At 67.5% G+C, this 19,129-nt stretch carries 11 protein-coding genes; 6 read left to right on the forward strand and 5 right to left on the reverse strand.

Features of this window, described 5'->3' with window-relative positions:
• Positions 1-15 precede the first annotated feature (15 nt).
• Positions 16-1,131 carry a radical SAM protein gene (locus AOZ06_RS16995; protein ID WP_054290285.1) on the forward strand — a complete coding sequence of 372 codons (1,116 nt, stop codon included), beginning with the start codon at positions 16-18 and terminating at the stop codon, positions 1,129-1,131.
• 5 nt (positions 1,132-1,136) lie between these two features.
• Entirely contained in the window at positions 1,137-5,435 is a 4,299-nt protein-coding gene (locus AOZ06_RS17000) for a non-ribosomal peptide synthetase (RefSeq protein WP_225955256.1), read from the forward strand.
• 41 nt (positions 5,436-5,476) lie between these two features.
• On the opposite strand, the gene AOZ06_RS17005 is transcribed toward AOZ06_RS17000, so the two are convergent.
• The 5 genes from AOZ06_RS17005 to AOZ06_RS17025 form a co-directional block, all read right to left on the reverse strand.
• Positions 5,477-6,574, reverse strand: a complete 1,098-nt coding sequence (locus AOZ06_RS17005; protein ID WP_083471752.1) for a BTAD domain-containing putative transcriptional regulator — start codon at positions 6,572-6,574, stop codon at positions 5,477-5,479.
• A 414-nt stretch (positions 6,575-6,988) separates the two neighbouring features.
• Positions 6,989-8,203 carry a hypothetical protein gene (locus tag AOZ06_RS17010; RefSeq protein ID WP_157233074.1) on the reverse strand — a complete coding sequence of 405 codons (1,215 nt, stop codon included), beginning with the start codon at positions 8,201-8,203 and terminating at the stop codon, positions 6,989-6,991.
• The gene (locus AOZ06_RS17015) at positions 8,200-9,054 is read right to left on the reverse strand and encodes a hypothetical protein (RefSeq protein ID WP_054290289.1); all 855 of its coding nucleotides are present in this window, start codon (positions 9,052-9,054) and stop codon (positions 8,200-8,202) included. Before AOZ06_RS17015 ends, AOZ06_RS17010 begins: the two co-directional genes overlap by 4 nt.
• 104 nt (positions 9,055-9,158) lie before the next feature.
• Positions 9,159-9,743 carry a dihydrofolate reductase family protein gene (locus AOZ06_RS17020; RefSeq protein ID WP_054290290.1) on the reverse strand — a complete coding sequence of 195 codons (585 nt, stop codon included), beginning with the start codon at positions 9,741-9,743 and terminating at the stop codon, positions 9,159-9,161.
• Between the two features lie 24 nt (positions 9,744-9,767).
• A complete protein-coding gene (locus AOZ06_RS17025; protein WP_054290291.1) occupies positions 9,768-10,292 on the reverse strand; it encodes a cysteine dioxygenase family protein in 525 nt (174 codons plus the stop codon).
• A 94-nt stretch (positions 10,293-10,386) separates the two neighbouring features.
• On the opposite strand from AOZ06_RS17025, the gene AOZ06_RS17030 reads away from it, so the two are divergent.
• From AOZ06_RS17030 to AOZ06_RS17045, 4 genes are all read left to right on the forward strand, one after another.
• A complete protein-coding gene (locus AOZ06_RS17030) occupies positions 10,387-11,259 on the forward strand; it encodes a LysR family transcriptional regulator (protein ID WP_054290292.1) in 873 nt (290 codons plus the stop codon).
• Between the two features lie 184 nt (positions 11,260-11,443).
• Positions 11,444-12,472, forward strand: coding sequence for a hypothetical protein (locus AOZ06_RS17035; protein WP_157233075.1), 1,029 nt, complete (start codon positions 11,444-11,446; stop codon positions 12,470-12,472).
• Positions 12,469-12,819: a hypothetical protein gene (locus tag AOZ06_RS17040; protein WP_054290294.1), complete on the forward strand. Its 351-nt coding sequence runs from the start codon at positions 12,469-12,471 to the stop codon at positions 12,817-12,819. The genes AOZ06_RS17035 and AOZ06_RS17040 overlap by 4 nt, the downstream gene beginning before the upstream one ends.
• A gap of 136 nt (positions 12,820-12,955) precedes the next feature.
• Positions 12,956-19,126 carry an RHS repeat domain-containing protein gene (locus AOZ06_RS17045; protein ID WP_083471753.1) on the forward strand — a complete coding sequence of 2,057 codons (6,171 nt, stop codon included), beginning with the start codon at positions 12,956-12,958 and terminating at the stop codon, positions 19,124-19,126.
• Positions 19,127-19,129 lie beyond the last annotated feature (3 nt).

A 19,129-nucleotide genomic window follows, 5' to 3' on the forward strand; every position in this document is an offset into this window, starting at 1 on the left:
AGGAGACAGCACGTCATGGCCGGAGCGAAGCACGGAGTGTTCCACGAGAAGACTTCGCCGTTCCTGCGCGAGAAGATGGCCGAGTCGCCGGTGGACTTCCTGCGCAGGCAGTACCTCGTCGACCCGGCCGAGTCGGCGGTCAAGGATCTCGAAGTCGACCGGCACTACCACTCCGAGGTGGAGACCGTCTTCGAAGGCCGGGCCCTGCGCGGGGTGGAGAAGCTCTACCGGCGGCTCGTGCTGGTCGAGCCGACCAGTGTGTGCGCGGCGCACTGCCGTTGGTGCATCCGCGGCCAGTACGACACCTTCACGCTGAACGAGGAGGAACTCGACCGCGTCGCCCGCTACTGCGGCACCGCGCCGGAGAACCAGGACGTCCGCGAGGTCCTGGTCACCGGCGGTGACCCGCTGATGCTGGTCGACCGGCTGGACTTCCTGCTGGACGCCATCGAGCGGCACGCGCCGAACGTGCGGGTGGTGCGCATCGGAACCCGTGTCCCGCTGCAGGACCCGCGCCGCGTGGACGACCGGATGGCGCACGCGCTGCGGCCGAGGTCCACGTTCCGGATCGAGATCGCGACGCACGTCAACCACCCCGGCGAGTTGTTCTCCGAGGTCCGTGAGGCGTACCAGCGGCTGCAGGACGCCGGGGCGGTCATCTACGACCAGACCGTGTTGCTGCGTGGCGTCAACGACAACTTGGACACCCTGGTCGAGCTCGTGGAGGAACTGCGTGAGCTGCGTATCGAGATGCACTACCTGTTCCACTGTGTACCGATCCGCGGGATGGACCACCACCGCACCTCGCTGGCCGAGGGGCTGCGGCTGGCCCGGTTGCTGACGTCGTCCGGCCGCACGTCCGGGCGGGCCAAGCCGATGTTCACCGCGATGACCGACATCGGCAAGATCACCCTGTACGAGGGCACGATCCTGGACCGCGACGGCGACGGCCGCGTGCTGCTGCGGTCGGGCTACTCCCACCAGGACCGGCTCCGGTGGACGCCGAACTGGCGGCTGCCGTCCAGCGCGCACGTCGACGAGGACGGGCTGCTGCGCGTCTGGTACCTCGACAGCACCGGCGGCGCCGAACCGGCGACGGCGGCATCCGGCGCCACCGCGGGGAGTGCGTGAGCACCATGGGCCTGCTCATCCCGCAGAGCGTCAAGCCGGGCGATCCGGCGCCGCTGTCGTACGCCCAGGACGGCATCTGGATCGCCGACCGGCTCAACGCGGGCGAACCGACGTACACCACACCGATGGCGGTACGGTTGCGCGGGCCGCTTTCGCACACCGCGATGGCTTGTGCCGTGGCCGACGTGGTGGCTCGTCATGACGCGCTGCGCACAGTCATCCGGGCGCCGGAAGGACGGCCGCTGCAGTTCGTCGAGCCGTCCGTGCCGCAGCCGCTGGCGATGACGGATCTCACGGGTTTGCCGTTGCCGCAACGGTATCCGGCCGCGCTGGGGAAAGCTGCCGACCAGGCCAGGCAGTACATCGATCCGGCCGGTCCGATGGGCCGGTTCCACCTGTACCGGGTGGGCGACGATGACCACCTGCTGTTCCTGGCCGTACACCACCTGGTGTGGGACGGCTGGTCGATCAGCGTGTTCCTGCGTGACCTGTCCGACTACTACCGCTCGCATATCCACGGTGGACAACCAACCTTGCCTGAACTGCCTGTCCAGTACGCGGACTACGCTGCTTGGCAACGCGAAGCGGGCGCTGGCGCGGCCGAAGACCTGGAGTACTGGCGAGCGGAGTTGTCCGGCGACTTGGCGCCGTTCGAACTGCCGTCCGTCCGTCCGGCCGGAAGCGGCAACGCGGGCGCGGTCACTCAACTCCTTGTGCCCGAACAGGACCTGGACAAGATCAACGCTTTTGCCCGTGCCGAACGCGTCTCCCTGTTCATGCTGCTGAAAACCGCGCTGCACGCCGTGCTGCACCGGCTCACCGGGGCGCCGAAGGTGTCCACGGTCTTCCCGTGGGCGAACCGGGACGCGGCTGAGCTGGAGAACCTCATCGGGTTGTTCGTCAACCAGCTGGTGCTGCGGACCGACTGCGCGGAGGATCCGTCGTTCCGTGCGCTGCTGCGCCAGGTCCGGGGCAAGGCGCTGCACGCGTTCCGTCACGCCGGTTTGCCGTTCGAGCGGCTGGTGCGTGAGCTGGGCATCGACCGCGACCCCAGTCGCAACCCGCTGGACCAGGTGCGGCTCGGTTTCCAGAACGCCACCGACATGTCGTTGCTGGACCTGCCGGGCGTGCACAGCGAGATCGTGGAACTGCACAGCGGCGCCGCCAAGGAGAAGCTGGACCTGGTCGCGTGGGAGCAGCCCGCCGGGCTCGAGCTTGTCGCGGCGTACAACTCCGACGTGTTCGACGAACTGGCGGCGAACCGGTTGCTGCGCAGACTGGTACAGGTGATGACGGCCGCGTGTGCCGACCCTGAGCGGCCAGTCTCCGAACTGCCGTTGCTCGTGGACGGCGAACGGGCCGAATTGCTGCGCGCCGGTGAGACAGCGGCGCGCGGCGAGCCCTCCGGCACCGTGACCGGGTTGATCGCTGCTCAGATCGCACGGGTTTCCGATGCCCCCGCTGTGGTGTGCGGCGACGAATCGATGTCGTACCAGCAGCTGGGGGAGTCCTCTGGTCAGCTGGCCCGTGTGCTGCGTGACCGTGGCGTACGGCGTGGTGACGCGGTCGGGATCTACCTGGACCGCTCGATCGGTTTCGTCATCGCCGTGCTGGGAGTCCTGCGAGCGGGCGGGTACTACGTGCCCCTGGACCCAGCCGTACCCATAGCCCGCACGGAGCTCCTGTTGTCCGACGCCGAACCGGTTGTCGTCATCACCTCCGCCGATCTGGCGCAGGCGTTGCCGGGGCCGGTCGTCGTACTGGACGCGCTGGCTGATCCCGGCGGCGAAACCGACCCGGCCGGGTCCGAAGTGGACTACGCGTACGTCGTGTACACCTCGGGATCCACCGGGACACCCAAGGCGGCGACCATCTCACACCGGGCGGTCGTGGACATGGTGCGCCACCAGCAGGACATCATGCCCCTCGAAATCGGCGCCCGCGTGGCGCACAGGGCACCCATGACCTTCGACGTGTCGGTCATCGAGCTGTTCTGGACGCTGTGTTCAGGCGCCACCCTGGTTGTCGTGCCGCCCGCTGGCGGCGCCGACGTACGCGCGATCGCCACCCTCGCCGACAGGCAACAAGTCAGCGCGATGTTCCTTGTGCCGTCGATGGTTCAGGCGTTCCTCGCCGCTGACCCGCCCGCGCTGCCGCACCTGCGCGCACTGTTCTGCACCGGCGAAGCGCTCACCCCGGAACTCATCCGCCGGGTACGGGTGGTCGCGCCGGGCGTCACCGTGGTCAACATCTACGGCGCGACCGAAGCGTCGATCTACGCCACGACGTGGTCCATCGGCCCGGGTGAGGACATCCCGGCCGAAGTACCGGTCGGCAGGCCGCGGCCGGGCGTGCGGTGCCACGTGCTCGACGCGAAGCTGCGGCCGGTGCCGTTCGGCACGCAGGGCGAGCTGTACCAGAGCGGCATCGCGGTCACCCCGGAATGCGGCTACCTCGAACGGCCCGCGCTGACAGCCGAACGTTTCCTGCCCGATCCGTTCGGCACTGAGCCGTCGGCGCGCATGTACCGCAGCGGTGACCTGGTGCGGATGTACCCGGACGGCACGTTGCACTACGGGAGCCGGGCCGATCGGCAGCTCAAACGGCACGGCGTGCGAATCGAACCCGCCGAGATCCAAGCCGCGCTCGAAGACCACCCGGACGTCGCGCAGGCGCACGTGATGGAGCACGACGGCCATCTGGTCGCCTACATCGCGGCTTCGAGCGTGGACTTGGCCGCGGTGCGGGCGATGGCCGCTGCCACGTTGCCGCGCCAGCTGGTGCCGTCCCGGTATGTGCGCCTGGATCGATTTCCGCTGACTCCCAATGGAAAGCTCGACGTGCGCGCGTTGCCACCGCCGGGCGGCGAGCCGGATCGTGCCGGAGTGCGCGTGGCTCCGCGCGGTGACGCCGAACGTGCCGTCGCTTCGTCCGTCGCCGAGTTGCTCGGGCTGGAACAGGTCTGGGCTGATGACGACTTCTTCCAGCTGGGCGGCACTTCGCTGCAAGGTGCCGAACTGGCCTACCGGCTGAGCGGGGAGTTCGGCACGCCGGTGAACGTCCGCGCGGTGTTCGAGGCGCGGTCCGTCGCCGAACTGGCCGCTCGCGCGACTGGCGCCGACCAGCCGGACCTGGCCTTCGCGCAGGACACCCGGCTGGACCCCGCGATCGCGGTGGACGGCGTGCGGCCCGTGGACCTCGAACGGATCGCCGACCCGCGGCACGTGCTGCTCACGGGTGCCACCGGCTTCCTCGGCGCGTTCATGCTGCACGAGTTGCTGGCCAGAACGCGCGCGCACGTGTATTGCCTGGTGCGCGCTTCCGACGACGCTGCCGCGGCGAAACGTGTCGTGGCCGCGCTGCGGTCCTACCAGCTCGACGACGACGTCTCCCGAGTGACCGCGCTGGCCGGGGATCTGGCCGAGCCACGGCTGGGCCTCGGCGCCGAACAGTTCGCCGGCCTGGCCGAGACGGTGGACGCGATCTTCCACAACGGCGCCCGCGTGAACCACCTCGACTCGTACGCCCGGCTGCGTGCCCCGAACGTACTCGGAACTGTCGAGGTTCTGCGGCTGGCCACCGCCGCACGCGTCAAACCGGTGCACTTCGTGTCCACGATCGGCCTGGTCTACGGCACGGGCGACAACCCGGCGGTGCTGGCCGAGGACCGGCGCGTGCCGGCGGATCAGGTGCTGCCCAACGGTTACGTCGCCAGCAAGTGGGTCGCGGAGGAACTGGTGCACGCGGCGGGGGAGCGCGGCATTCCCGTCGCGGTGTACCGGCCGAGCCGCGTGTGCGGGCACTCCGGGACCGGTGCGGTCGGGACGGACGACGCGTTCTGGAACCTCGTACGCGCCATGATCGCGATCGGCGCGGCACCGGACACCGGCATCACCGCCGACTTGGTTCCCGTCGACCATGTCGCGGGCGCGATCGTGCACCTGTCGCGGCTACCCGGCACGGCAGGCACGACGTTCCACCTGACGAGCGTGAAACCGTTGCCGGTCGCGCAGGTTGTTTCGCGGGTGCGCGCGATGGGGTACCCCATGGAAGTGCTGTCGGCCGCGCAGTGGCAGGCCCGGCTGGGCGACGCTTCCGCCGCGTCCGCTTCACTGAGCCTGGTCGCCACCCAGACCGACGTCACGGACGCGCTCGTGCCTGTCGTGTTCGGACGGACCAACACCGAGCGCGCACTGGCGGACGCCCACGTGCCAGCCGCCGACGTCAGCCAGGACCTGGTCGACCGGCACCTGGCCTATCTCATCCACAAAGGATTCATCCCCGCGCCGCAGGAGCACGGATGAACCGGGCCGGTCCACGCGCGTGGACCGGCCCGGTGTGTTCATCAGGAACGGTACAACCGCAGATGCGCCAGGTTGTCCGGCGCGGATCTCGTGACCGGCACACGGTCGTCGCCCGCGGCCAGCAGAGCCGGGCCCGTCATGGCGGGCTCGCCTCTCAGGATGGCCTCGTGTGTTCGGCGCACCACCATGCTCGGGTCGACGCCGAGCTCGTCGGCCAGCTGGTGACGCAGGTTCTCGAACACTTCCAGTGCCATGGCCCGTTCACCGCATCCGGCGAGTGCCGTCATCAACCGCGCATGTGCGGATTCGTGCAACGGATTCGCTGTGACGAACTGCCGCAGTGTGGTGACCGTCTCGCCGTGTCTGCCGATCCTCGCCGCGGCGTCGGCGTATTCCAGTAGTGCGATTTCGGCCTCACGCCGGAGATTCTCGAGGACGGTCTGCTGATACAGCCCCACCACATCAGCAGACGGATCGCCGCGCCAGAGCTCGATCGCGGCCTTGTAGTCGCCGACCGCGGATTCGATGCGGCCGGCCCTGAAATCGCGGCGCGCGTTGTCGAACAGTCTCCGAAATGCGAGCAGGTCGAGCTGGTTGTCGTCGACCTGCAACGCGTAGCCGCTGTTCATGGCCACCAGTACCTGCGCTGAGCGGCCATTCGGCTGGATCCGGCGGCGCAGCCGGGACATCTGAGACCGGACCAGGTCGACCGCTGTCCGTGGCGGGTGTGCGCCCCAGGCCGCGTCCACCAGGACATCGATGGTCACCGGCGTTCCCGGCGTGAGCGCCAGGATGCCGAGGATGGTCCGCTGCCGCTCCGAGTTCAGGTTGACCTGCCCGCCGTTGACCGAGATCCGCAACGGGCCCAGTACCTGGATCCGCAGGTCACGAGCAAGAAGTGGGCCCACTGAGCCGAGCCTGACCAGCTCCTTGGCCTCGGTCGCGGACAGCTCGAGCGCGGCCGCGATGCGCCGCAGCGTGCTCACCCTCGGCCGGGTGACCCGCTGCTGTTCGACGTCACGCAGCCCGGCGACACTGATGTTCGCGCGTTCAGCCATTTCGCGCTGGGTGAGGCCGGCGTGCCTGCGCAATTGCTGGACTATATTCGCCAATTCACGGTGAGTGTCATTACCGTACATGCAGCCCCCTGCGTATCCTTATAAACTCCACGTCGGTGAAGCGTGCAGGATCGCAGGACGCAGCCCGTAATAGTGTTATCATCTTTCGGCCCCCATTCCGTTTTCTGCCCTGCGCGGACTGATCCACGCAAATCACCACTGTAGTACGGCCCCGGGGGATCGGCAACCGCCGCCGCATAGCGCGACGCTGTCACCAGGCGACATCTCGGGCTGACCGGCGACAGTCGGCTGAATTTCAGCGAAAATCGAGGACATTCCGGCAAGTCGCGGCGCGTGTGGATTGCGTAAAGACGATACATTTCGTAGTCGAAAGGTCTATACCTTTCAGTAATTTGGGTGAATATGTGACCGCTTGTGGTTACAGACAGTGTCCACTGTGGTGGACGCCCGCTGGACGGCGGGCCGGGCTCCGCGTCACCGTCCGGGATGTACCGCGAACAGCGACGGCTTCCCGGCGCTGCGGTACGGCAGCCGGAAGGCGGCAGCCGCTTCGCCGAGGTCGACGATCGATCCGAGGACGCGTTCCAGGTCACCGATCGCCTCGGGCGCGTTGCCCTGGTCGTACGCGGCCAGCGGCGCGAAGTTGAGTGCGGTGACGTTGTTCCACGCGGTGGGCACGTCCATCGGTTCCGGCCGGACGACCGCGGGTGTGGCTGCCGCGAACCCGTGACTGTCGCCGCGGGCCGAGATCGTGTCAGCGACCAGTTCGCCGAGCAGACCTGCGAGCGGTTGCTCCGCGGCAACGGAAACACGAAGCAGGAAAGCGCGATCCGTGTAACGCCGTGCCGCGTCGGAGACGAGAGCGTGCGCTGTGACAGCGAATTCGTCCGCCGGTCTGGGAACGCTCCACACCCCGGTGGGAGGCGGGCCCTGCCGGGCGAGCCGGGCGAGGTCGGCGGCCCGGGTGGCGAGGTGGGATCGCAGTCCCGGGCCGATCCGGTAGGGCGCGACACCGACCGACAGCATGGCGGGGAACGGCAGTCCGGCGAGTTCGGACCATAAAGAATCCCAATGCTGTCGCTGATAGGTCAACGGCGTGATGGCTGTCAGCCAGGGATGCCGGGCGTCGTCCCGGCTGGTTCGCTGTGCTGTCAACCGTTTGCGAACCTCGACGATCCCATCGCTGTGCGGCTGGAACGGCTCGAGAACCCGGTGGGTCAGTGCCGTTTCCGTGACCGGTGCCGCCGCGAGGCGGCTGGGCAGCACGCCGAGTCCGGCACGCACGGCGAGCGCCTGGCGTTCGGCCGTGTCCCGGTCCACCCCTCCGGCGCGCACGATCAGGAAACCGTCCAGACGCGACTCGCCAGGACGGCTCAGGTACCGCATCTCGGCGTTGGCACCGGCCCGCGCGACGATCTCCCAGCACGAACGCAGCCAGGCCGAGTCGTCGGGCGGGGGAGCGGGCCGATCGCCGTCGTGGAAATGCACACCGCCGTGGATCTGCCCGGCCTGCGCGATGTTGCGTGCCGTTCCGGAGTGCTCGATGTGGACAGTCGTGGGACCGGGCGACCGTGGTTCTGGCGCGCCGGTGCCGCCGCCCGGTCGCGTCCCGACCGGCATCACCCGGCTCGCCGCCCAGGCCCACCACTGGCCGGTGCCCCGGACGGCGATCACCCCTGTCGATGTCATTGCAGCGGCGGCTGTTGCGCCCCTGCCTGCACGCCACCGGGTTGGGGAGCGGTGCCGTACGGGAGGTTCTCGATCGGAGGCATGCCGGACGGGAAGCCGTAGTCCTCGGGAACGTTGACGTTCTGCACGGCGGTGTGCAGCGCCTCGCGGCAGATCGAGTGCACCGCTTCCCGCATTGCCTTCAGCTGTTCCAGGTTCAGGATCCGCCCGATGGGATCGGGCCCCGTGCCCTGCGAGGAACCGTAGAAGTTCTGCGTGAGCAGAGTGCTTCCTTTTCGGACTCGCCACATCGTCCAGCCCAGGTACAGGCTGGTGCCGTACCGGAAGACCGAAACGTAGACGTAGTGGTGGCCTTCGACCAGGACCAGCCGGTTGCCGGTCACGCCCAGCGTGTTGTGCCGTCGTCCCGCGAAGCTGCGGATGGGGAACTCGCGCTCCCGCAGGCGGCCGACGATGTGGCTGTACACCGAGTCCGCTGCCGCCGCGCGGCCCGCCAGCAGCGTGGACCACTCGCTGATCGCTTCCTGTTTCTCACTGCCGAGGAACAGGGCCCAGCGGACGATGAACGCGATGACCCCGAAGACGATGCCCATGATCAGCAGCACGTCCTCGTCGTCGGAACTGCTGCGCGAGGTCGTCCCGATGAGCCCGCCGTTGATGATCCAGATGACGGTGAACAGGAGAAATGTGCCGATGGCCAATCTGCTCGAACTGCGCCACACCGCGCGTACGTCGTTTCGGCCGCTCGACTCGTCGAGCAGCAAATCAGTCGGTGTGTGCCTGAGCGTCTTCTCGAGGTATAACGCGTCCCCGTCCGCTTCTTCCGGTGATGGCTCCAGTGCGTTCGTCATGGAACGAACTCCTCCCGAGGCGATTCAGCGCCGGAAGGTTACACCCGCGCCATATCGCGCGTTGCGGGGGTTGTCCCGGCGACGCGGCCGCGGTTTTCCGTCTGTCACGAGCGAGTGCCGGCTCGTTTCTTGACGTCGTAACGCAGAATCACCACGCCGTTTCCGAACGAGGCACCCTCGATCAGCCGCAGGTCGTGCCGATCTTCGAAAACGCGCGTTCCCTTCCCGCGTGCCGCCGGGCAGATCCGCATCTGCACCTCGTCGACCATGTCCGCGGCCAGCATGTGGCGCATGAGCCGCAAACTGCCCCAGAGCAGGATGTCCTTGCCGTCCTGCTGCTTGAGTTCCTGGACGGTGGCAACCGGGTCGCGCGTCACGGTGGCGGCGGGGAAATCGCCCCAGGGCGCGTCGTCCAGTTTCGACGAGGCGACGAACTTGGTGAGGTTGTTGAACTTCTCGCCGAACTCTCCCTGGTCTTTGGCGTGTGGCCAATAATCCTTGGACATGGCGTACGTGTTCGCTCCGATGATCATCGTGTCGACCGAGTCGATGGCCCGCATCACGCTCGCCTTGTACGCGGGATCGGTTTTCCCGGAAAAGGGCGGTTCGGTCACGAAGCTGAGCCCGCCGTCCTCCTCCGCGGCGATGTTGTCGACGGTGACCCACTGCTGGACGATGAGCTTGCGCATGATGTCGGGAATTCCTTTGCCGGTTTACTGGTTTGTGCGTGACTGGTACGTGCGGCGCACGCTCGTGCCTTGGCTGAGGTCGGCGCCGTAGACGTGCAAGGTGATGGCGACTGCGTCACCGGTGTTGTGCACCTGGTGGATGTCGTCGGGCGGCGCGACGCCGCTGACCGAGCCGGTGGGGCGGTGCAGCCGGCCGACCTGGACCAGCCGGTCGCCGTCGATGTCGAAGACGTTCTCCGTCTCGGCGCCTTGCAGGATGACGAACGAGCACCACACGAGGTGGTCGTGGATCTCGGTGATCTGGCCCGGCCGCCACACCACGGCGGAGATCGAGAACGTGGCCTCGGCGTGCAACGTGTGGCGGGTGTACCCGTCGGCGGAGCCTTCCCGTTCCGCCGCGCTGAGCAGGTGCGCGCTCGGGCGCAGTTCGGTGAGGACGCCCGCCACCCGCTGGGCGGTGGTGTGCGGGTCGGTTTCCTGCCGGGTGCGCTGACGGATCCGGTCGATCAGCTCCGCGAGGCCGGGCCTGACGGTCGTGGGGGTGGTCATTGCGCTCTCCCTTCCAAGCGGTTCCCATCGTGGTCCGAGAATCACATGACGTCTAATGCCAAGGTTCAGGAGTTCTTACAAGTACTCTTTATGTGTGCTGAACCTGACCCAGCTCGCGGTGCTGGCCGCTGTCGCCCGGCACAGTTCGGTGACCGAGGCCGCGAAGGAACTGCACTACACGCAGCCGGCGGTGAGCCACCACCTCGCGCGGCTGGAAACGGCCACCGGCGCGAAGCTGATCCAACGCGTCGGCCGCGGCATCCGGCTCACGCCCCAAGGGGAGTTGCTGGCCGCTCGTGCCGCCGAGATCGTCGGCCGGGTGGGCGCCGCCGAAACCGAACTGGCCGCGCGGGTCGGGTTGCGGGCCGGGCGGGTCAGGCTGGCGGGCTTCCAGTCGGTGCTGAGCACCATCGTCCCGAAGGCAGCCGCCACACTGGCCCGCGCGCACCCGGGGATCGAACTGGGCCTCGTCGACGTGCACCCGGTGGAAGCACTGCGCCTGCTGCGCGCGGGCGAGATCGATGTCGCGTTGATCTTCCGGTACGCCGACACCCCGCGCGAGGAAGAAGGGCTGCGGCTGGTCCACCTGCTCGACGACCCGATCTACCTGGTCACCTACGAGTCCGGGCAGACCATCGCCGACCACCGTGACTCCACCTGGATCGGCGGGTGCGTGCGGTGCCGGGAGGAACTGGTCACCGTGTGCCAGCGAGCGGGGTTCACGCCGCGCATTTCCTTGGTCAGCGATGACATGGTCGTCATGCAGACGCTCGTCGCCGCGCGCATGGGCGTGACCACGTTGCCCGGCCTCGCCCTCCGCGCGCACCGGGAGCCCGGAATCCACGCCGTCGAGATCCCCGACAACCCGCGCCAGATCTACGCCGTCACCTACGGCGACCCGCCCGACCCGCCCGCCACCACCGCGCTCCTGCAGGCGATCCAGGCCAGTATCCGGATGACTGCCTGAGGTTGCCGGCGGGCCGGATCACCTCCCATCATCGGTCCTTCATTGTCCGGACCTTGTTGTCCGGCGAGCTTCCCCCGAGGCCGGTCAATTCGCACCCACTACACCTGGGTGCTGTGCATCGCTCCACCAGGAACGCGGTGTAGCCGGGCTGTCCGGTCATGGCAATCGAGGGGGGAACCTCACCGTGCGCGAGTTCAAAGGCCTATGCCTTGTTCTCCTGATTTCGGCGTTGTACCCGGCGCTTCTGCCCGCGACGGCGCAAGCGGCGCCGACGCCGGGTGTGCGTGCCAGTTACGCCAACCCGGTCCGCACGAACGGGCGTGTCGACGCGAAGGCCACCGTCGCACGGCTGCGGGAAATGAACGCCAACACGTACGCGTTCCTCGTCCACAACGAGAACGACTGGAACGGTTTCGGACCGTTCCTGCGCGAGGCCCAGGACGCCGGTCTCGTCACGTGGGCCTGCCTGGTACCGCCATCCGAGTGCCCCGGCGTCGAGGAAACCTGCTCGAACTACCTGCCGCACAAGAAGGACTACATCGCCTGGGCCAGGGCGATCGGCGCGCTCGCCAAGAAGTACCCGGTGCTCAGGGCGTGGGCGATGGACGACTTCGTCTACAACAAGGCGTTCTCCACGCCGTCGTACACCGGGCAGATGCGTGCCGCCGCCGGCATCGACCTCTACCCGGTGGTCTACGTCCGCCAGCTCGACGCGGCGTTCGTGAACTCGTACGCCGACGCCGTGGACAGCCTGATCCTGCCGTTCAACGACTCCCCGAACCGAAACACCGTGTGGACGGGCTCGTTGCGCGGTCATCTGAACACAGCTGTCGGACTTCTTGCGGCGAAGAACAAGAAGCTGCTCCTGATGCCGTACGCGTCGACACTGTCGAACACCACCGTCACGCCGGATGTCGGTTACGTGACCGCGGTGACGGCGGTGGGTATCGAGTACATGAAGGCGGGGGAGATCGCAGGCGTCGTCCAGTACGCGCTGCCATTCACACCCGGGCTCCCGCAGGCGAAGGACGTGTCGTTCGCCCACACCGGACGCGGTGGACTGGTGTTCACCGTGCACAGCAACACCGACACGCAGGCGGGCGGCTTCGTGGCGGCCAGCACCACCGTCCGGCTCGACGCGGGGTCCACGTCGTGCTCGATGGTGTTGCGGCACCAGGACGACTGGGCGGCAACACGCCGGGCTACCACATGAAGCAGGCGCTCGTCGGTGGCACGAAGGTGTGGGAACGCGACATCGCCAGCGGGGGCACCGACTGGTACACGTCCTCGCCGCGTGATCTGGCGCCGTACCTGTCCAGCTGGACCGGCACCTTGGCCTCGCGGCTCCACCAGGCGAAAGGCGTCGCGAACCACCGGGTGCTCGTGCGGTTCGACGACATCCAGCCGACCGGGTGCCACATCGCCGACCCCGGCTTCGAATCCACCGGCGGGTGGGCGTTCACCAGGGACAACGGGCCGGTGTTCGGCGGCATCCACATCTCCGACCCGGCGTATTCGTCGACGGTGCACAGCGCCGTCGCGGCGGCCTACGCGAGCTGACACCCGCGCGGCGTGGGCCTCCGAGCAGTGCCCACGCCGCGACCGGTTGCGGTCACCGCGCGGCTTGCACAAGGAAATCGCAAGGTTCACAGCAGAAACTCGCCGCACTGGGGAGTGACGCACTGGAGGGCACTGCATGAACCGAAAGAGACATCGGTGGGCGTGTGCGGGCGTTGCGTTGACGGTCGCAGCCAGCTTGGTCGCCGTAATCCCGAACGCAGCATCGGCCGATCCCGGCAGGCCGTGGACCGCGCGGACCGAGAAATCCGTGCCGGTGACCAAGATCGTGGCGGAACCGGCCGGTCCGGACGCCGCGGAGGAGAAGGCTCTCAAGAGCACACCTGCTGTTTCGTGGCCCGCACCCTCGGTCAGCGAGGTCTCGCTCGACGCGCGGCAGCGATCCGCTTCGGCCGGACCGATCCGGGTGACCCGCGGCGACCCGGCCAGGGCCGGCGCGGCGGAAACCAAGATCCGCTTGGAAATACTCGACAAGCGCCTCGACGGGCCCACCTTCCGGGTGTCGGGCGCGAAGAACGAACCGCTGTCGGTCGAGGTCGACTACTCCGGTTTCCGTGACGCGTACGGCGGCGACTGGGCCAACCGGCTCAAGCTCGCCCTGCTGCCGGACTGCGCGCTCAGCACGCCGGAAGGCGAGAACTGCCAGGCGAAACCGCTGAGCACGCGCAACGACGGCGCGGGCAAGCTGTCAGCCGACGTGACACCGGGGCACAACCAGCTCTTCGCGGTCACCGCGGCGGCGTCCTCAGGCGCGGGCGACTACCAGGCGAGCTCGCTCTCCCCGGGTTCGACGTGGTCGAGCGGGACGTCGTCGGGCGACTTCAACTGGCAGTACGAGATGCACGCGCCGCCGGCGCTGGACGGGCCCGCGCCCGAACTGGCGCTGTCGTACTCGTCGGGCAACGTCGACGCCCGCACGTCCGCCACGAACAACCAGCCGGGCTGGGCCGGTGAGGGCTTCGACTTCAACCCCGGCGGCTACATCGAGCGCCGGTACGCGAGCTGCTCAACGGACACCAAGGACAGCAACAACTCCAAGAAGACCGGCGACCTGTGCTGGCGTACCGACAACGCCACGTTGCAGCTCAACGGCAGCGGAGGCGAGCTGGTCCGTGACGACGCCACGGGTGCGTGGCGGCTGCGCAGCGACGACGGGTCGAAGATCGAGCGTGTGTCCGGCAAGGACAACGGCGACAACGACGGCGAGTCGTGGAAGATCACCACGAAGGACGGCACGCAGTACTTCTTCGGCCTGAACAAGCTCCCGGGCTGGACCACCGGCAAGGCGACCACGAATTCGGCGTGGACCGCACCGGTCTTCGGCAACCACGCCGGCGAACCGTGCAACAAGAGCACCTTCGACGCGTCCTGGTGCCAGCAGGCGTGGCGGTGGAACCTCGACTACGTCGTCGACGTGCACGGCAGCACGATGAGCCTGTTCTACAAGACCGAGACCAACAACTACGCCCGCAACCTGACTCCCACCAAGGTCAGCGGCTACGTGCGGGACGGCTACCTCGAGCGCATCGACTACGGCCAGAAGGACGGCGAGGTCTACACCAAGCCCGCCGTCGCCCAGGTCGTGATGACCGTCGCCGACCGGTGTGTCCCCGGCACCGAGTGCGTCACCACCAAGCCCGCGAACTGGCCGGACACCCCGCTGGACCAGCAGTGCACCAGCACCACGAACTGCGGCACGAAGCAGACGCCGACGTTCTGGACGCAGAAGCGGCTGGCCAAGGTCACCACGAAGGTGTGGAACGCGGGCGCGTACAAGAACGTCGACGAGTGGACGCTGACCCACTCCTTCCCGGCGCCGGGCGACGGCACCAGAGCGGGCATGTGGCTGGCGTCGGTCAAGCGCACCGGCCTGGTCGGCGGCACAGCGAGCCTGCCGGAGGTCAACTTCGACGGCATCCAGCTGGCCAACCGGGTGGACGGGATCGACGGCATCCCGCCGATGAACTGGTGGCGGATCAAGTCGATCCGCACCGAGACCGGCGGTGAGCTCGCGGTCGGCTACCTGCCCAAGGAGTGCGCCGCGCCGGGCAACCTGCCCGCCGAGGACAGCAACGCCAAACGCTGCCACCCGCTGAAGTGGACGCCCGACTCACTGGACGACCAGGCCAAGGAACGCAAGGACTGGTTCCACAAGTACGTGGTGTCCGACGTGACCGAGAAGGACCTGACCACTGGTCTGGCCCCGCAGGTCACCAAGATCAACTATCTTGGCACGCCCGCGTGGCACCACGACGAAGAGGACGGTCTGGTCCCGGCCGAGCGCAAGACCTGGTCGCAGTGGCGTGGCTACGACCGCGTGCAGACGATCAAGGGCCAGCAGGGCAGCCCGCAGGAGCAGACCGAGGTCCTGTACTTCCGCGGCATGGACGAGGACAAGACGGCCGCGGGTGGCGTGAAGGACGTCAAGGTCGTCGACTCCAACGGTGTCGCTGTCGACGACAGCAACGACCTCGCCGGTTCCGAACGTGAGCGGATCACCTACGACAAGGCCGGCGGCACCGTCACCCAACGGGCCATCACCGACCCGTGGGTCTCCACGCCGACCGCGACCCGGGTGCGCAGCTGGGGTACGACGAAGGCCTACCGGGTCGGCGAATCCGCCGTGCGGCAGACCGAGGCGCACCCGAACGGCGCGCAGCTGAAAACCGGGTCGAACAACGTCTTCGACGCCAACGGGCTGCTGATCCGGTCCGAGGACCTCAACGACGTCGACAACCCGAACGACGACACCTGCACCAGGTACAGCTACACGCACAACCCGGCGACCAACCTGATGGACCTGGAGTACCAGGAAGAAACGGTCCGGGTCGCGTGCGACAAGACGCCGAACCTGCCCGCGGACCTGGTCGACGTCGAGCGAACCTTCTACGACAACAACGAAAACCTCGGCGCCACACCGGTCCGCGGCGACCCGACGCGCCGCGACGAGCTCAGCGGGTGGGCCAACGGCGTTCCGGTGTTCAAGACGGTCGGCCGTACGGTTTTCGACGGCTACGGCCGGATCGTCGAGACGGCAGACGTCTTCGGCAAGGAAGCCACGACGAAGTTCGAGTCCAGTGTGGGCGGTCCGGTCACGAAGGTGACGACGACCAACGCGCTCGGCCACTCGTCGGTCACCGAACTGGAACCGGCGTGGGGCGATCCGCTCGTGGTCACCGACACGAACGGCAAGCGCACCGAAACGGCCTTCGACCCGCTCGGCCGCGTGACCAAGACGTGGCTGCCGGGACGAAACCGCGCGCAGAGCCCGAACATCGAGCACAGCTACCTGATCCGTCCCAACGGGGCGAACGCGATCACGAACCGCACGTTGCAGCCCGACGGCGGGTACGAGACCGACATCGACCTGTACGACGGCCAGATGCGGTTGCGGCAGAGCCAGGACCCGGCTCCCGGCGGCGGACGTGTCGTCGTCGACACGATCTACGACTCCCGCGGCCTGGAGATCAAGGTCAACGGGCCGTACTACAACGACGCCCCGCCCGGCCCCGACGTGGTGACCCCGGACGAGGCGATGCTGCCCGCGCAGAAGGTCTCCGAGTACGACGGGCAGGACCGGGTGACCGCCGAGATCTTCAAGATCGAAGGCGTCGAGAAGTGGCGCACGACGCACAGCTACTCGGGCAGCCAGTACTTCGTCGACCCGCCGGACGGCGAAACCCCGACCAGCAAGATCATGGACGCCGAAGGCCGGTTGGTGGAGTTGCGCCAGTACAAGGGCAACGCACCGACAGGGGAGTACGACAAGACTTCGTACACCTACACCCCGCACGGTCAACTGGAGACCGTCACCGACCCGGCGGGCAACGTCTGGCGGCACCACTACGACCTGTTGGGCCGGGCGGTCAAGACCGAGGACCCGGACCGCGGCGTCACCGAGGTCACGTACAACGACGGCAACGAAGTCGCCACACGCAAGGACGCCCGAGGCCGGGTTCTCGCGTACAGCTACGACGAACTGGGCCGTGAGAAGGCGGTGCACGAGGGGTCGCTGAGCGGCCCGAAGCGTGCCGAGTGGACATACGACAAGCTGCCGGACGGCACCGCGGTGCCCGGCATCCCGGTCTCGTCGACGAGATACGTGGACGGAAACCAGTACACCCAGTCGATCACCGGGGTGGACGCGGGCAACCGGCCGACCGGGATGAGGATCACGATCCCGGCGTCCGAGGGCAAACTGGCCGGTACGTACGACTTCGGCACCAACTACCTGGCGGACGGCGCGGTCGGCCAGGCGTCCCTGCCCGCGGCCGGTGGTCTCGCGGCGGAAACGCTGACATACGGTTACAACAGCCTCGGTCTGGCAAGCACGTTGAGCGGCAAGACGACCTACGTCACCAACACCGCCTACACCCCGTACTCGGAACCGCAGCAGGTGACGCTGTCCGCGGGTGGCAAGTGGGTCAAGCGGTCCGCCGAGTACGAGATCGGCACCCGGCGGGTCGCTCGCACGGTGACCGAACGCGAGACGCCGGGCCGGCTGGTGTCGAACGTGTCGTTCAACTACGACCCCGCGGGCAACATCACCCGGATCGCCAACCAGCCGGGCGCCGACACGGGCGAGCAGGCCGACACGCAGTGCTACCAGTACGACTACCTGCGCCGGATGACCGGTGCGTGGACGCCACGCGACGGAAACTGTGCCGCGGCACCGAGTTCCGGAGCACTCGGCGGCCCGGCCCCGTACTGGCACGGGTGGACCTACGACAAGGTCGGCAACCGGACGAGCGCGACCAAGGTCGGGCCGGACGGCAAGACCACGTCGAGCACGTACACATACCCGGCGCCTGGCCAGGCCCGCCCGCACGCCGTGCAGAAGGTGAGCACGACGAGCCCGTCCGGTACCAAGGTGGACGAGTTCGGCTACGACACAGCGGGCAACACGACCAGCCGCAAGCTGGGAACATCGCCCGGACAGACCTTGGAATGGGACACCGAGGGCCTATTGACCAAGGTGGCCGAGGGCGCGAAGGTCACGTCGTACGTCTACGACGCAGACGGGCAGCGGTTGCTCCGCCGTGACACCAGCGGCACAACGCTGTACCTCGGCACAACCGAGGTGTTGCTCGCGCCGAACGGTGTCGTGAGCGGCACTCGCTACTACAAGCACGAAAACGAGACAGTCGCGGTCCGTACCTCGGACGACAAACTCCACTGGCTCGACCCCAACCACGTCGGCACGGCCGAGTTGTCCATCGACGCGCAAACCCAAGAGGTGACGCGGCGGCGGACGGATCCGTTCGGCGAGACACGCGGCGCCCAGGCGACGCAATGGCCGGGGCAGAAGGGGTTCGTCGGCGGCACGATCGATGCCGACACCGGCCTGACGCAGCTGGGCCAACGGGCCTACGACCCGTCAACGGGCAAGTTCATCTCGGCGGACCCGGAGATCGAGTACACCGAGCCGCAGCAGATGAACGCGTACGCGTACGCCAACAACAACCCCGTCACCTTCTCCGACCCGGACGGCCGGTTCTGGGTGGTCGTGGTTGTCGCGGCTGTCGTGCTCCGGGTGGTCGCGGTCAGAGTGCTCGTGCCCTTGATGATGCGGTTCGTGGTGCCGGTGCTCAAACGGTTCGGCGTCTGGGTCGCCAAACAGCTGTGGAAGGGCATCGGCTGGCTGGCCAGGAAAGTCGGCATCGCGTGGCAGTACGTCGAGAAGACAGTCATGACCTACGTGGTGAAGACGGTCAGAACGTGGGTGGCGAAGACCGTCAAGAAGGTCCAGCAGTCGAAGGTCTGGAAAACCACGAAGAAATGGGTGACCAAGACCTTCAGCAAGGCGAACATCAAGAAGGCGGTCAAGAAAGTCGCCAAGAAGGTCGTCAAAAAGGTCATCCGCAAGATCCAGGAGCATCAGAAGACAAAGAAGAAGCGCAAGGAAGAACCGCACCCCCGCAAGCTGAAGACGAAGCTGTACTCGGCGGGCAACAGCACTGAGAAGAAGGTGAATCCGAACCGGAAGGGCAAGGATTTCGAGGTGGACAGCCTCGGCACGGTCAAATCGCAGACCGGGAAGCCCGCGCTGGAGAGAAAGGGCGTGTCGTCGTTCGACACCAAGGAACGCCTCGCCCAGCACGCTTCGGGATTCGCCTGGTCCCTGCCAGAGGGGTACGAGCTGCCGGAGGGCCTGGCCTGGGTGAAGGACAACGACCCGGAGGGCCACCACACGATCTACCCGACCAGGGACATGTCGTTCGACGAGTACAACAGCAAAGTGAAATCGATGCCCTGGAAGAAAGAGGGCGAACGTAGAATGGAGAGATGAGGT

This window comes from Kibdelosporangium phytohabitans (genome assembly GCF_001302585.1).
GTDB lineage: Bacteria > Actinomycetota > Actinomycetes > Mycobacteriales > Pseudonocardiaceae > Kibdelosporangium > Kibdelosporangium phytohabitans.

What these genes read in the sequence shown, in the direction of transcription:
- AOZ06_RS17025 (WP_054290291.1), bottom strand. Translation starts at nt 10,292, where the DNA reads ATGACCACCCCCACGACCGTCAGGCCCGGCCTCGCGGAGCTGATCGAC.
- AOZ06_RS17045 (WP_083471753.1), top strand. Translation starts at nt 12,956, where the DNA reads ATGAACCGAAAGAGACATCGGTGGGCGTGTGCGGGCGTTGCGTTGACG.
- AOZ06_RS17020 (WP_054290290.1), bottom strand. Translation starts at nt 9,743, where the DNA reads ATGCGCAAGCTCATCGTCCAGCAGTGGGTCACCGTCGACAACATCGCC.
- AOZ06_RS17000 (WP_225955256.1), top strand. Translation starts at nt 1,137, where the DNA reads ATGGGCCTGCTCATCCCGCAGAGCGTCAAGCCGGGCGATCCGGCGCCG.
- AOZ06_RS16995 (WP_054290285.1), top strand. Translation starts at nt 16, where the DNA reads ATGGCCGGAGCGAAGCACGGAGTGTTCCACGAGAAGACTTCGCCGTTC.
- AOZ06_RS17010 (WP_157233074.1), bottom strand. Translation starts at nt 8,203, where the DNA reads ATGACATCGACAGGGGTGATCGCCGTCCGGGGCACCGGCCAGTGGTGG.
- AOZ06_RS17005 (WP_083471752.1), bottom strand. Translation starts at nt 6,574, where the DNA reads ATGTACGGTAATGACACTCACCGTGAATTGGCGAATATAGTCCAGCAA.
- AOZ06_RS17040 (WP_054290294.1), top strand. Translation starts at nt 12,469, where the DNA reads ATGAAGCAGGCGCTCGTCGGTGGCACGAAGGTGTGGGAACGCGACATC.
- AOZ06_RS17015 (WP_054290289.1), bottom strand. Translation starts at nt 9,054, where the DNA reads ATGACGAACGCACTGGAGCCATCACCGGAAGAAGCGGACGGGGACGCG.